Genomic DNA, 13,663 nt, shown 5'->3' with positions numbered 1-13,663 from the left:
CAGTAACAGGGGACGGGCCGCGCAAGGCGGCCTGTCCCTATTGTGGCGACAACTTTTTTGGCTTTTGAGTTCATGAAATATTCGAGTTCGACGACAGCGGTTCCGGACGCGCCCAAGGTGCCCCGCCATGTTGCCATCATCATGGATGGCAACGGGCGCTGGGCCACCAAGCGCTTCCTGCCCCGTGTCGCCGGCCACGTCAAAGGCGTGGAGGCGGTGCGCAAGGTGGTGGAGGGCTGTGCGCTGCGCGGCATTGAATACCTGACCCTGTTCGCCTTCAGTTCGGAAAACTGGCGCCGCCCGGAAGAGGAAGTGTCGCTGCTGATGCGCTTGTTCGTCACCGCGCTCGAGCGCGAAGTATCCAAGCTGCACGCCAACAACATCCGCCTCAAGGTGGTGGGCGACCTGAGCCGCGCCGACGACAAGCTGCGCAACATGATCGCCGCCGCCGAGCGCAAGACCGCCAACAACACCCGCCTGACGGTCACCGTCTGCTTCAACTACGGCGGCCGCTGGGACATCATGCAGGCGGTCGGCAAGATGGTGGCAGCCCATCCCGGCGCGGCCGACTTCAGCGAAGAGCAGCTGGCGCCGCACCTGGCCATGGCCTACGCGCCCGAGCCGGACCTGTTCATCCGCACCGGCGGCGAGGAACGCATCTCCAATTTCCTGCTGTGGCAGCTCGCGTACACCGAGCTGTTCTTCACCGATACCTACTGGCCCGACTTCACCATCGAGGCGCTGGACGCGGCCGTCGCGTCTTACCAGAACCGGGAGCGCCGCTTCGGCCGCACCGGCGACCAACTGGCCGGGAAAACCACCTGATGCTGAAAACCCGTATCATCACCGCTGTCGCACTGCTGGCGGTCCTGCTGCCCGTGCTGTTCTTCAATTACTACCCGGCCGTCGCCGTGGTGGTGCTGGCCTTCTTCGGCGCGGCGGTGTGGGAAAGCTTCCGCCTGTTCAAGACGCCGCGCCCGCTGCTGGCGGCCGCCATCTGGGCCATCGCCTTCGGCTACACCTTTCTGCTGAACGGGCTGCACGGTCCGGTCACGTTCTGGCTCGCGCTGGGCTTCGGCATCTGGCTGCTGCGCTTCACGCCGACCCTGTACACCGGCCTGCCGCCGCAGGAAGGCATGGGCAACGTCATGCTCAGCCTGGTCTACCCGGTCACCCTGGTGAGCTGCTTCGTCGCCATCTTGGTGCTGTTCCAGCATTCCGCGCTGTATCTGCTCTCGACCATGGCGCTGGTGTGGATCGCCGACATCGGCGCCTATTTCTCCGGCAAGGCCTTCGGCAAGCGCAAACTGGCGCCCGCCATTTCCCCAGGCAAGTCCTGGGAAGGCGCGTTCGGCGGCTGCATCGCCGTGCTGGTGCTGGCTGCCGTGAGCATCCTCGCGGCACCGTCCGTGCCATGGCTGCAGGACACCTTCGCCGTGCACGTGCAGGCCAAGCGCGGCTGGGCGCTGACCATCGTCATCCTGGTCGTGATCTGCGCATTCAGCGTGATCGGCGACCTGTTCGAATCCATGCTCAAGCGCCGCGCCGGCTTCAAGGACAGCAGCAATCTGCTGCCTGGCCACGGCGGCGTGCTGGACCGTATTGACGCCTTGGTGCCGGTATTGCCACTGGCCGCGCTGATCAGCGTCTGGGCATAGCCGGCATGGCGGGTTACGCTACGCTAACCCGCCCTGCAAATGACGTGCGATGCCGTGGACGGTGGAACCGTGGTACGGTGCTACCGTAACCCGCCAAGGCCCGCGGCGCAAACAGGTTTTGAAGGATTAAGTATGCAACGCATCACCATATTAGGCGCCACCGGTTCGATCGGCGTCTCCACGCTGGACGTGCTGGCGCGCCACCCGGACCGCTACACGGTCTATGCCCTGAGCGCGCACAGCCGCGTCGAGGAGCTGGCCGCGCAGTGCGAACAGTTCCGTCCCGCGCGCGCCGTGGTCGGCACCGCCGCCGCCGCCGCCCGGCTGCAAGCGCTGCTGCAAACGAAAGGCCTGCGCACCGAAGTCGAATACGGCGAAGCGGCGCTGTGCGCCATCGCCGGCTCGTCCGACACCGACACCGTGATGGCCGCCATCGTCGGCGCGGCCGGCCTGGCGCCGACCCTGGCCGCCGCGCGTGCCGGCAAGAAGGTGCTGTTGGCGAACAAGGAAGCGCTGGTCATGTCCGGCCAGCTGTTCATGGACGCGGTGCAGGAGAGTGGGGCGGTGCTGCTGCCCATCGACAGTGAGCACAACGCCATTTTCCAGTGCCTGCCGCAAGGTTACGGCCGCGTACCGGGCGCCGCGGGCGTCACCAAGATCTTGCTGACCGCATCCGGCGGTCCCTTCCTCAAGCGTGCCGTCGACACCCTCGACGCGGTGACGCCGGACGAGGCCTGCAAGCACCCGAAATGGGTCATGGGCCGCAAGATCTCGGTCGATTCGGCCACCATGATGAACAAGGGCCTGGAGGTGATCGAGGCCCACTGGCTGTTCGGCGCGCCGGCAGAGCAGATCGAAGTCGTGATCCACCCGCAGTCGGTGATCCACTCGATGGTGTCCTACAGCGACGGCTCCGTGCTGGCCGAACTGGGCAACCCGGACATGCGCACCCCGATCGCGCACGCGCTGGCCTACCCGGAGCGCATCGCGTCCGGCGTGGCGCAGCTGGACCTGGCGGCGGTCGGCATGCTGCAGTTCGAACGTCCCGACTTCGTGCAGTTCCCCTGCCTGGCATTGGCGTTCGACGCGCTCAAGGCCGGCGGCACCGCGCCCGCGCTGCTGAACGCGGCCAACGAGGTGGCTGTCGCCGCCTTCCTCGACAGCCGCATCGGCTTCCGCCAGATCGACCGCGTCATCGCGCAAGTAATGGACGAGCTGCCGCACGGCGCCGCGCACAGCATCGCGGCGGTGATGGAGCAGGACGCGCTGGCGCGTGTGGCCGCCGAACGACTCGTCGGCGCCATGGCGCGGGAGCGCAATGCAGGCGCTTCCGCCGCAATAGCTGCCGGCCCCGCGGCTGCAGCCCCGGCGGTCGCTGCGGCCTCTGCCGCCACCGCAGCCGCCACGGCGCGCGCGCAATGAACTTCCTCACGACCCTGCTGGCTTTCGCGGTCGCACTGGGATCGCTGATCATCTTCCATGAATTGGGCCACTACTGGGTGGCCCGCCTGTGCGGCGTGAAAGTGCTGCGCTTCTCGGTCGGCATGGGCAAAGTCGTATGGTCGCGCCGCGTCGGACCGGACCAGACCGAGTGGGCCGTGTCCGCACTGCCGCTGGGCGGCTACGTCAAGATGCTGGACAGCCGCGAACTGGACGGGGCGCCGCTGTCCGAGGCCGACAAGGCCCGCGAATTCACGCGCCAGAACGTGTGGAAGCGCATCGCCATCGTGGCCGCCGGGCCGGTCGCCAACTTCCTGCTGGCCATCTTCCTGTTCGCCGCCCTGTACATGGCCGGCATCGCAGAACCGTCTTCCAAAGTGGCGCCGCCCGCTGCCGACACGGCAGCCCACCAGGCAGGCCTGCAGGGCGGCGACGTCGTCACCTCCGTGAACGGCGAGCGCGTGCGCGTCTGGTCCGACCTGCGCTGGGCCGTCATCCAGGCCGCCATCGACAAGCGGGACATGCTGCTCGAAGTGGACCGCCCCGGCAGCGGCCGGCACACGCTGACCTTGCCGTCGCGCGCCTTCAGCGGCATGGACCTGGAATCGGACGTCGCCGGCAAGCTCGGTTTCGGCCTGTCGCGCCCACCGGCGCTGCTGGGCGAGATCGTCAAGGGCGGCGCCGCCGAGCGCGCCGGCCTGCGCACCGGCGACCTGGTCGAGCGCCTGGACGGCAAGCCGGTGCAGGACTGGATCGACTTCCAGTCCACCATCCGCACCTCGGGCGGCAAGCCTTTGCTGGTGCAGGGCATGCGCGGGCGCGAACCGTTCGAACTGACGGTGACGCCGGATGTGGAGCGTAAAGGATCTGTAACAGTCAGTAAGATCGGCGCGTACGCCGGCCAGGGGCCGGATATGATCGAAGTGACGGCGGGGCCGGTTGAAGCGGTGGCCAAGGGCGCCGTCAAGGTGTGGGACACCAGCGTGCTGACCCTGAAAATGATAGGCAAGATGGTGGTTGGCGAGGTCTCGTGGAAGAATGTCACCGGCCCTATCACCATAGCCGATTACGCCGGACAGACCGCGCGGATAGGCGCCGCCAGCTATTTGAGCTTCATCGCCTTCATCAGCATCAGTCTTGGGGTGATGAATTTGCTACCGATTCCCGTTCTTGATGGTGGACTTTTACTGTATTATTCGCTGGAAGTTTTAACCGGGCGTCCAGTACCGGAGCGATTTGGTGAGATAGCGCAGCGCCTGGGCGTTGGCCTGCTGGTGACATTAATGGCACTGGCGGTATTCAACGACGTGGTGCGCCTGCTTTAATTAGTTTATGTAGTTCCGTGATTTGAGCCATTGAATACCACCAATGAAATTATATTCTGACCGTTTTGCCTTGCCTTCCTTTCGCCGCAGCCTGATCGGCGCCGCCGCCCTGGCGCTCTGCTCCGGCAGCGCGTTCGCCATCAATCCATTCGTCGTCAAGGACATCCGTGTCGAAGGCATCCAGCGTACGGAGGCCGGCACGGTCTTCAGCTACCTGCCCGTGCGCGTGGGCGAGACCTTCGACGACAAGAAGAGCGTGGCCGCCATCAAGGGCCTGTACGGCTCCGGCATCTTCAAGGATGTGCGCCTGGAGCAGGACGGCGACGTGCTGGTGGTGATCGTCGAGGAACGCCCGGCCATCGCCAAGGTGGACTTCACCGGTACCAAGGAATTCGAAAAGGACATGCTGGTCAAGGCGCTGAAGGATATCGGCGTCGGCGAGACCAAGACCTTCGACAAGGCGTCGGTGGACCGCGCCGAGCAGGAACTCAAGCGCCAGTACCTGTCGCGCGGCCTGTACGGCGTGAAGGTCACCACGACGGTCACGCCTATCGAGCGTAACCGCGTGAACATCGTGTTCGCGGTGGACGAGGGCGAAATCGCCAAGATCAAGCAGATCAACATCGTCGGCAACAAGGCTTTCTCGGACAAGGAACTGCGCGAGAACCTGGCGCTCAACACCGGCGGCTGGTTCAGCTGGTACACCAAGGCCAACCAGTACTCCAAGACCAAGCTGACGGGCGACCTGGAATCGCTCAAGTCCTTCTACCTGGACCGCGGCTACGTCGAGATGCAGGTCGAATCGACCCAGGTCTCGATCACCCCGGACAAGAAGGACATCTACATCACCATCAACGTGAGCGAAGGCGAGAAGTACACCGTCGCCGACATCAAGTTCGAAGGCGAGATGTTCGGCCGCGAAGACGAATTGAAACAGCTGGTGCTGCTGCGCAGGGGCGAAACCTATTCGGGCGCGCGCCTGACCGCCACCAACAAGCTGATTTCGGACCGCCTGGGCACCTTCGGCTATGCTTTCGCCAACGTCAACGCCAACCCGGAAATCAACCGCGAGAAGCGCGAAGTAGGCTTCACCTTCTTCATCGATCCGGGCAAGCGCGCCTATGTGCGCCACATGAACATCGCCGGCAACACCACCACGCGCGACGAGGTGATCCGCCGCGAGTTCCGCCAGTTCGAATCGTCCTGGTACGACGCCAACAAGATCAAGCTGACGCGCGACCGCGTCGACCGCCTGGGCTACTTCAAGGACGTGACCATCGACACGCCGGAAGCGCAGGGCACCTCGGACCAGGTGGACGTGCAGCTGACCGTGGTCGAAAAACCGACCGGCAACTTCCAGATCGGCGGCGCGTTCTCGCAGTCCGAGAAGTTCACCTTCTCGGCCTCGGTCCAGCAGGCCAACTTCGCCGGTTCGGGCAACACCGTCGGCATCAACCTGAACACCAGCAAGTACAGCCGCACCATCGAGTTCTCGAACACCAATCCGTACTACACGGATGATGGCGTGATCCGCTCGTTCGACCTGTACCTGCGCACCCTGAACCCGCCGGCGCTGAACATCGGTTCCTACACGATCAAGCAGCACGGCGGCCGTATCAGCTGGGGTGTGCCGTTCTCGGAAGTGGACACCGTGTTCTTCGGCGCAGGCCTGGAACGCTCGCAGATCACCACCGACTCGACCAGCCCGATCCGCTACCAGGACTACGTGCGCGACATCACCGGCAACCCGATCGGCACCGCGAAGACCGTCGCCGTGCCGCTGACGGCGGCCTGGGCGCGCGACAGCCGCGACAGCGCCTTGACCCCGACCGTCGGCCAGTACCAGCGTGTCAACCTGGAACTGGACGTGGTCGGCCAGTCGAAATACTTCCGCGCCGTGTACGAGCACCAGCTGTTCAAGCCGCTGCACCCGAAGATCACGCTGGCACTGAAGGGCGAGATCGACTACGGCCACGGCATCGGCGACAAGCCGTATCCGGTGTTCAAGAACTTCTACGGCGGCGGCATCGGTTCCGTGCGCGGCTACCTGAGCTCCTCGCTGGGCGTGGTCGACACCCGTTACGGCGATGCGCTGGGCGGCGCCTCGCGCCTGATCGGTAACGCCGAACTGCAGATGCCGTTCCCGGGCTCGGGCCAGGACCGCAGCTTGCGCTGGTTCGGCTTCCTCGACGGCGGCCAGGTTTACCAGGAAGGCGCGAAAATGCGCATCTCGGAATTGCGCTTCTCGACCGGTCTGGGCGTGAACTGGATTTCCCCGGTGGGCCCGCTTAAGTTGAGTTATGCTAAGCCTTTGAACGCCAAACCGGGCGACCGCCTGGAACGCTTCCAGTTCCAGATGGGTAATGGTTTCTAATCTTGATTCGGAGAAACACGTTGAAGACTGCTTCCGCTACCGCTTCGGCTAAGGCCGCCAAGTATCTGGCCGTGCTTGCACTGGGCTTGTGTGCTTTGGGTCCGGCGCACGCGCAGTCATCCAAGATTGCCTGGCTCAGCACTGAACGCATTTATAACGAGTCGCGCCTGGCCAAGCTGGCCGGCGACAAGCTGGCCGAGGAATTCAAGTCGCGCGAGAAGGCCATGCAGGATCTGGCCTCGCGCCTGAAGAGCGCCTCCGAGAAGCTGGAAAAGGAATTGCCGGCGCTGGGCGAGGCAGACCGCGTCAAGCGCCAGCGCGAGTACTTCGAGCTGGACAAGGAATTCCAGCGCCGCCAGCGCGAGTTCCGCGAGGACTTGAACCAGCGTACCAACGAGGAACGCGCCGGCATCTCCGAGAAGGCCACGCGCATCATCAAGCAACTGGCGATGACCGAAGGCTTCGACATCGTGCTGCAGGATGCGGTGTGGGCCAGCCCGCGCATCGACATCACCGACAAGGTGCTGGCCGCGCTCGATAAAGAAAAGTAAAACAAGCAGTCACCAATTAGTAACAACACACCATAGATTGGAACACCCCGATGGGCACTCGACTAGGAGAATTGGTCGAACGCTTGGGCGGGCAGCTGGTAGGCGATGCGGCACTGGAAGTGTCCGGCATCGCGCCACTGGCGGACGCCGGCGTTTCGCACATCAGCTTTCTCAGCAATAGCAAATTCCGCGCACAGGCCGGCCAGAGCAAGGCCGCGGCGCTGATCGTCTCCGCACAGGACGACGAGACCGTGGCCGCGACCTACCGGGGCGCGCGCATCATCGTCAAAAACCCCTATGTGTACTTCGCCCGCGCGGCGCAATACTTCGAATCGCTGACGGCCATCGTGCCTGAGCCGGGCATCCATGCGATGGCGGCGGTGCACGCCACGGCGAAGGTCGATCCGACGGCGCACATCGGTCCCTTCGTGACGGTGGAAGCGGGCGCGGTGATCGGCCCCGGCGCGGTCATCGACCATGGCTGCTTCATCGGCCGCGACGCCGAAGTGGGCGAGGGCACGCATTTCTTCGCCAATGTGACCTTCCACGCGCGCTGCGTCATCGGCCGGCGCGGCATCATCCATTCGGGCGCCGTGATCGGCACCGACGGCTTCGGTTTCGCCAACGAGGCCGGGGTCTACATCAAGATTCCGCAGACCGGCCGCGTCGTCATCGGCAACGACGTCGACATCGGGGCCAACACCACGGTGGACCGCGGCGCGCTGGCGGACACGATCATTGAAGACGGCGTGAAGCTGGACAACCAGATCCAGATCGGCCACAACTGCGTGATCGGCGCGCACACGGCGATGGCGGGCTGCGTCGGCGTAGCCGGCAGCGCCGTCATCGGCAAGTACTGCACTTTCGGCGGCGCCGCCATGGTGTTGGGCCACCTGAAAATCGTGGACGGCGTGCACGTCTCGTCCGGCAGCATGGTATCGCGTTCGATACTGGAGCCGGGCCAGTACACCGGCTTCTACCCGCTGGCGAAAAACGCCGACTGGGAAAAATCGGCCGCCATCGTTCGCAATTTGCCGGGAATGCGCGATAAAATCCGCGCGCTGGAAAAAAACATTAAAAACAGAAACGAAGACGAATCATGACCACTACAGAATCGAATACCGCAAGCACCACCCCGAAGACCATGGACATCTGCGAGATCAAGGCTTACCTGCCGCACCGCTATCCGCTGCTGCTGGTCGACCGCGTCCTGAACTACGAAGAGAACAAGTCCATCACCGCGATCAAGAACGTCACCGTCAATGAAGAGTTCTTCAACGGCCATTTCCCGCACAAGCCGGTCATGCCGGGCGTGCTGATGATCGAAGCGATGGCGCAAACGGCGGCGCTGCTGTCGTTCAAGTCCATGGGCATCAAGCCGGACGAGAGCTCGGTGGTCTACTTCGTCGGCATCGACAACGCGCGCTTCAAGCGTCCGGTGGGCCCTGGCGACCAGCTGAAGATGGACGTGGAAATCACCCGCGTGTCGCGCGGCATCTGGAAATACAAGGCAGTGGGCAGCGTCGACGGCCAGACCGCGGTCGAAGCCGACCTGATGTGCACCATCCGCAGCAGCACCGACGCGAGCCAGCCAGCGGGGCAGTAAGATGAGCAACGCATCGAGCAACATCCATGCTACCGCCGTCGTCGACCCGAAAGCGCAGCTCGACAGCAGCGTGACGGTCGGCCCGTACTCGGTGATCGGCCCGAATGTCAGCATCGCGGCCGGCACCAAGGTCGGCCCGCACGTGGTCATCGAGGGCCACACGACGATAGGCCGCGACAATGTGCTGTTCCAGTTCTCGTCCATCGGCGCCGCGCCGCAGGACAAGAAGTGGTCCGGCGAGCCGACCCGCCTGGAGATCGGCGACCGCAACACCATCCGCGAATTCTGCACCTTCAACACCGGCACCGTGCAGGACAAGGGCGTGACCAGGCTGGGCAACGACAACTGGATCTCGGCCTATGTGCACCTGGCGCACGATTGCGTAGTTGGCAGCAACACCATCTTCTCGAACAACGCGCAGATCGCGGGCCACGTGGAGATCGGCGACTACGTCATCATGAGCGGCTTCGCCAATGTGCACCAGTTCTGCAAGATCGGCGCGCACGCCTTCGTCGGCATGAGCACCAGCCTGACGCAGGACGTGCCGCCCTTCGTGCTGCTGAACGGTAACCCGGCGGCGGCGCACGGCGTCAACATCGAGGGCCTGAAACGCCGCGGCTTCACGCGCGAGCAGATCAACGCCATCCGCGCCGCGTACAAAACGCTGTATCGCTCCGGCTTGACGCTGGAAGAGGCCAAGGCGGCCATGCTCGAACAAGAGCACGCCCTGGCCGACGACGTGGCCGTGCACGCGCGCGCCATGCGCGAATTCCTCGATACGGCGAATCGTGGCATCGTCCGCTGACGTCTCGGTAGCGATCGTCGCCGGCGAGCCGTCCGGCGACGTGCTCGCCGCGCGTCTGCTGTCCGGCCTGCGCCCGCACTTGCCGGAAGCGCGCTTCCACGGCATCGGCGGCCCCGCGATGATGGAGCACGGCTTCACTTCGCAGTGGCCGATGGACAAGCTGACCGTGCGCGGCCTGCTTGCCGTGATTCCGCGCTACCGTGAAATCAAGGGCATCCAGAACGCGCTGCGCGATCAATTGATCGCCGAGCGTCCGGACGTTTTCATCGGCGCCGACTATCCCGGTTTCAACCTCGGGCTGGAAATGCAGCTGAAGGACGCAGGCATACCCACCGTGCATTACATCGGGCCGCAGATCTGGGCCTGGCGCGGCGGCCGCATCAAGAAAATCATCAAGGCCGTGTCGCATATGCTGGTGGTGTTCCCCTTCGAGGAGGAAATCTACCGCAAGGCCGGCGTGCCGGTCAGCTATGTCGGCCATCCGCTGGCAGAGCTGGTGCCGCTGGAACCGGACGAAGCGGCCGCGCGCCGACTGCTGGGCATGCCGGAGGACGCCAACGTCGTCACCATCATGCCGGGCAGCCGCATGTCCGAAATCAAGTACAACACCGTTGCCTTCATGAAGGCGGCGCGCTTGCTGCAGAAGCGGGACCGTTCGCTGCGTTTCGTGGCGCCGATGGCGGGCGAGAAGCAGCGCCAGTATTTCCTTCAGCTGGTGGCCGAAGCCGGCCTGCAGGACGTGGAGATCAAGCTGCTGGACGGCCAGTCGCACACCGCCATCGCGGCGGCGGACGCCGTGATGGTCGCCTCCGGCACGGCATCGCTGGAAGTGGCCTTGTTCAAGAAGCCGATGGTGATCGCTTACAAGATGATGGCGATGGAATGGCAGATTTTGCGCCATTTTGGCTACCAGCCCTGGATAGGCCTGCCGAACATCCTGGCGCGCGACTTCCTGGTGCCCGAGTTGCTGCAGGACGCGGCCAGCCCGGAAAACCTGGCCGAGGCCATGTGGCGCCAGCTGAGCGACGCGCCGCACCGCCTGCATCTGGCGCAACGGTTTACCGAAATGCACCACAGCCTGCTGCGCAACAGTGCGCAGGAAAGCGCGGCGGCAGTGATGAAAGTGATTAAGAAATGAAGACCCCCCAGGCTGGCCTGTTCGACGACCTCCCTTATGCCGTGGGTGAAATCATCTGCGGCGTGGACGAGGCCGGACGCGGCCCGCTGGCCGGCCCCGTGTTCGCGGCGGCCGTGATCCTGCATCCGGACCGCCCGGTAGCCGGCCTGCGCGACTCGAAAAAGCTGACGGAGGCCAGGCGCGACGAGCTGGCGCCGCTGATCAAGGCCAATGCCCTGGCCTGGGCTATTGCGGAAGCCTCGGAAGAAGAGATCGACAAGATCAACATACTGCAGGCGAGCCTGCTGGCCATGAAGCGCGCCGTGGAGGCACTCAGCACCGTGCCCACGCTGGCCCTGATTGATGGCAACCATTGCCCCCGGATGAAGATCCAGACTATCGCCATCATCGGTGGCGACGACAAGGAAGACGCCATCTCGGCTGCCTCCATCCTGGCCAAGACCGCGCGCGACGCGGCACTGGTGCAACTGCATATCGCCTATCCGCAGTATGCTTTCGACCAGCACAAGGGCTACGGCACCGCGCTGCACCTGGAGCGTCTGCGCGAGCACGGCCCGTCGCCGGTGCACCGCCGCTCCTTCGCCCCGGTGCGCGAGCTGCTGATAATTAAGAATCTGTTATGAAAACCATCACATCGCGCGACAACGCGCAATACAAGGACCTGAAGCACCTGGCGACCAGCTCGCAGGCACGCAAGAAGGCCGGCCAGACGTTGCTGGACGGCGTACACCTGTGCCAGGCTTATCTGGAATTGCGCGGCCTGCCGGTGCAGTGCATCGTCGGCGAATCGGCGCTGACCAACTCCGAAGTTGCCGACATCGTCGCTAAAATCGAACACCAGCGCGGCCACACCATCGCCTTGCCGGACGCGCTGTACAACGCCGTGAGCCAGGTCGAGCATGGCGTCGGCGTCATGTTCCTGATCGAAACACCGGAACGTGAAGTGCCGGATGCCATGACGGTGGGCGCCGTGCTGCTGGACAATGTGCAAGACCCGGGCAACGTCGGTTCCATTCTGCGCAGCGCGGCAGCGGCCGGCATCAAACAGGTGTTTTGCAGCGGCGGCACGGCCTTCTGCTGGTCGCCGAAAGTGCTGCGCGCCGCCATGGGCGCCCATTTCGTGCTCGACATCTTCGAAAACGTGGACCTGGCGGCCCTGATGGCCTCGTCCGGCATTCCGACGCTGGCCACCAGCGGCTACGCCACCACGCGCCTCTACGACGCCGACCTGAGCAAGCCGGTGGCCTGGGTCTTCGGCCACGAAGGGCAGGGCGTGGCGGACGATTTGCTGTCGCTGGCGACGCAAACCGTGGTCATCCCCCACCTGGGCCAAGTCGAATCCCTGAACGTCGCCGCATGCGCGGCAGTATGCTTTTTCGAGCAAGTCAGGCAGAATCAGCACTAATTAGTTTCTCTGGAGCAGGCATGGACATCGCGCAGTTGCAATTTCTGGTAGCTGAAGGGGAGCCCAGCCAGCGCCAGGCGCTGGTGGACATGCTGCGCCGCCTTGGCGCCACGCAGATTGCCGACGCCCCGGACGGCCACGCCGCCCTGCGCCACCTCAGCACCGGCTTCGTCCCCGCAGTCAATATCGCCATCCTGGACCTCGCTTTGCCCGGCATGGATGCGCTCGAACTGATACGCCGTCTGGCCGAATCAGGCAGCCGCGCCGGCATTATCGTGGCAGGCGCACAAAAAGCCGACGTGCTCTTCTCAGTTGAAACCATGGCGCAGGCTTATGGGGTGGATTTGCTCGGCGCCATCGCGAAGCCGGTCGGTGAGTTGCGCTTGCAAACCCTGATCGATAATTACGTCGTGCCGGGTATATCGCCCAATGGCAATGGCGGGCCGAGTTACGGATTTGCCGAAGTCGGGCGTGGACTGCAGGCGCGCGAATTCGAGCCATTCTTCCAGCCAAAAATCGAATTGGAAACCGGGCAGGTAAAGGGCCTGGAAATGTTTGCCCGCTGGCGCCATCCGGAACACGGCATATTGGGTCCAGCCGCATTCATGCGTGCATTGGAAGAAAATGGCCGCATCGATTTTCTCGACTGGAGCATGATAGAGAAATCGGTCGCCGCTTGCCGGACATTGCACGATAAAGGCATACCGATTTCCGTTTCCATTAATGTGGATCAAGCCACTTTGGCGCATCCGCAATTCATGGCGCAGATGGAAGCGTGTCTGGCGCGCCACCGTATCCTGGCGGATTATATTACTTTTGAAATGACGGAGTCGGCCGTATTATCTGCCGAACCGCATTTCCTGGAACGGCTGCTGCGTTTGCGTATGCAGGGGTATGGCCTGGCGATAGACGATTATGGTACGGGCCGATCCAATCTGCAATTGCTGGCGGCGGTGCCGTTTACCGAATTGAAGATAGACCGCAGTTTTGTCGACGGCGCTTCCCGCAAGCGCGCCATCAGTACCGTATTGAAATCCTGTTTAGGTTTGGCACGCAGCCTGGACCGCCGCTCCGTCGCCGTCGGCGTGGAAACGAAACAGGACTGGGATTTCCTGCAAGGCCTGGGCTGCACTTATGCCCAAGGCTATTATATTGCAAAGCCTATGCCGGTCGAGGAGTTTCCCGACTGGCTGAATGATTGGCGCCAGTTCTTCTGAACCCCATTTAAAGCCGAAGTTTAAAGCCGAAGCGGCCGCAGAGATGCGGCCGCTGTCGTTTCACGGGCTGAGTAAGCTAGATCTTGGCGTAATTGAACTAACATCCGGCATGATCGTCGCATACGTGTCGTTGCGCACAGGCGG

General features: G+C 63.6%; 13 protein-coding genes. All 13 read left to right on the top strand.

What is annotated here, in order from left to right; genetic code table 11:
* The first annotated feature begins 72 nt into the window (after window positions 1-72).
* Window positions 73-825 (top strand): polyprenyl diphosphate synthase, encoded by a 753-nt coding sequence (gene uppS, locus ACSQ8Y_RS10760; protein ID WP_436266452.1) that lies wholly within the window; start codon window positions 73-75, stop codon window positions 823-825.
* On the top strand, window positions 825-1,658 hold the full coding sequence (locus ACSQ8Y_RS10755) for a phosphatidate cytidylyltransferase (protein ID WP_436266451.1): 834 nt from the start codon (window positions 825-827) through the stop codon (window positions 1,656-1,658). The genes uppS and ACSQ8Y_RS10755 overlap by 1 nt, the downstream gene beginning before the upstream one ends.
* 132 nt (window positions 1,659-1,790) lie before the next feature.
* On the top strand, window positions 1,791-3,080 hold the full coding sequence (ispC, locus tag ACSQ8Y_RS10750; protein WP_436266450.1) for a 1-deoxy-D-xylulose-5-phosphate reductoisomerase: 1,290 nt from the start codon (window positions 1,791-1,793) through the stop codon (window positions 3,078-3,080).
* Window positions 3,077-4,423, top strand: a complete 1,347-nt coding sequence (gene rseP, locus ACSQ8Y_RS10745; RefSeq protein WP_436266449.1) for an RIP metalloprotease RseP — start codon at window positions 3,077-3,079, stop codon at window positions 4,421-4,423. Before ispC ends, rseP begins: the two co-directional genes overlap by 4 nt.
* Window positions 4,424-4,466: 43 nt before the next feature.
* Complete coding sequence (gene bamA / locus ACSQ8Y_RS10740; RefSeq protein ID WP_436266447.1) at window positions 4,467-6,797, top strand: outer membrane protein assembly factor BamA; 2,331 nt, start codon at window positions 4,467-4,469, stop codon at window positions 6,795-6,797.
* A 20-nt stretch (window positions 6,798-6,817) separates the two neighbouring features.
* Entirely contained in the window at window positions 6,818-7,348 is a 531-nt protein-coding gene (locus tag ACSQ8Y_RS10735; RefSeq protein WP_436266446.1) for an OmpH family outer membrane protein, read from the top strand.
* 50 nt (window positions 7,349-7,398) lie between these two features.
* Window positions 7,399-8,451, top strand: coding sequence for a UDP-3-O-(3-hydroxymyristoyl)glucosamine N-acyltransferase (gene lpxD / locus ACSQ8Y_RS10730; protein ID WP_436266445.1), 1,053 nt, complete (start codon window positions 7,399-7,401; stop codon window positions 8,449-8,451).
* Window positions 8,448-8,954 carry a 3-hydroxyacyl-ACP dehydratase FabZ gene (fabZ, locus tag ACSQ8Y_RS10725; RefSeq protein ID WP_436266444.1) on the top strand — a complete coding sequence of 169 codons (507 nt, stop codon included), beginning with the start codon at window positions 8,448-8,450 and terminating at the stop codon, window positions 8,952-8,954. Before lpxD ends, fabZ begins: the two co-directional genes overlap by 4 nt.
* Before the next feature lies 1 nt (window position 8,955).
* Entirely contained in the window at window positions 8,956-9,759 is an 804-nt protein-coding gene (lpxA, locus tag ACSQ8Y_RS10720; RefSeq protein ID WP_436266443.1) for an acyl-ACP--UDP-N-acetylglucosamine O-acyltransferase, read from the top strand.
* Window positions 9,743-10,897 carry a lipid-A-disaccharide synthase gene (lpxB, locus tag ACSQ8Y_RS10715; protein WP_436266442.1) on the top strand — a complete coding sequence of 385 codons (1,155 nt, stop codon included), beginning with the start codon at window positions 9,743-9,745 and terminating at the stop codon, window positions 10,895-10,897. The genes lpxA and lpxB overlap by 17 nt, the downstream gene beginning before the upstream one ends.
* The gene (rnhB, locus tag ACSQ8Y_RS10710) at window positions 10,894-11,520 is read left to right on the top strand and encodes a ribonuclease HII (RefSeq protein WP_436266441.1); all 627 of its coding nucleotides are present in this window, start codon (window positions 10,894-10,896) and stop codon (window positions 11,518-11,520) included. The genes lpxB and rnhB overlap by 4 nt, the downstream gene beginning before the upstream one ends.
* Window positions 11,517-12,302: a TrmH family RNA methyltransferase gene (locus tag ACSQ8Y_RS10705; RefSeq protein ID WP_436266440.1), complete on the top strand. Its 786-nt coding sequence runs from the start codon at window positions 11,517-11,519 to the stop codon at window positions 12,300-12,302. Before rnhB ends, ACSQ8Y_RS10705 begins: the two co-directional genes overlap by 4 nt.
* Before the next feature lie 20 nt (window positions 12,303-12,322).
* Complete coding sequence (locus tag ACSQ8Y_RS10700; RefSeq protein WP_436266439.1) at window positions 12,323-13,519, top strand: EAL domain-containing response regulator; 1,197 nt, start codon at window positions 12,323-12,325, stop codon at window positions 13,517-13,519.
* Window positions 13,520-13,663 lie beyond the last annotated feature (144 nt).

Source organism: Pseudoduganella sp. LjRoot289 (genome assembly GCF_964252925.1).
In the GTDB taxonomy this organism is placed as follows: domain Bacteria; phylum Pseudomonadota; class Gammaproteobacteria; order Burkholderiales; family Burkholderiaceae_D; genus Rugamonas.
The sequence above is the reverse complement of the archived record's forward strand: the minus strand, read 5'-3'. Positions and strand labels throughout refer to the sequence as shown.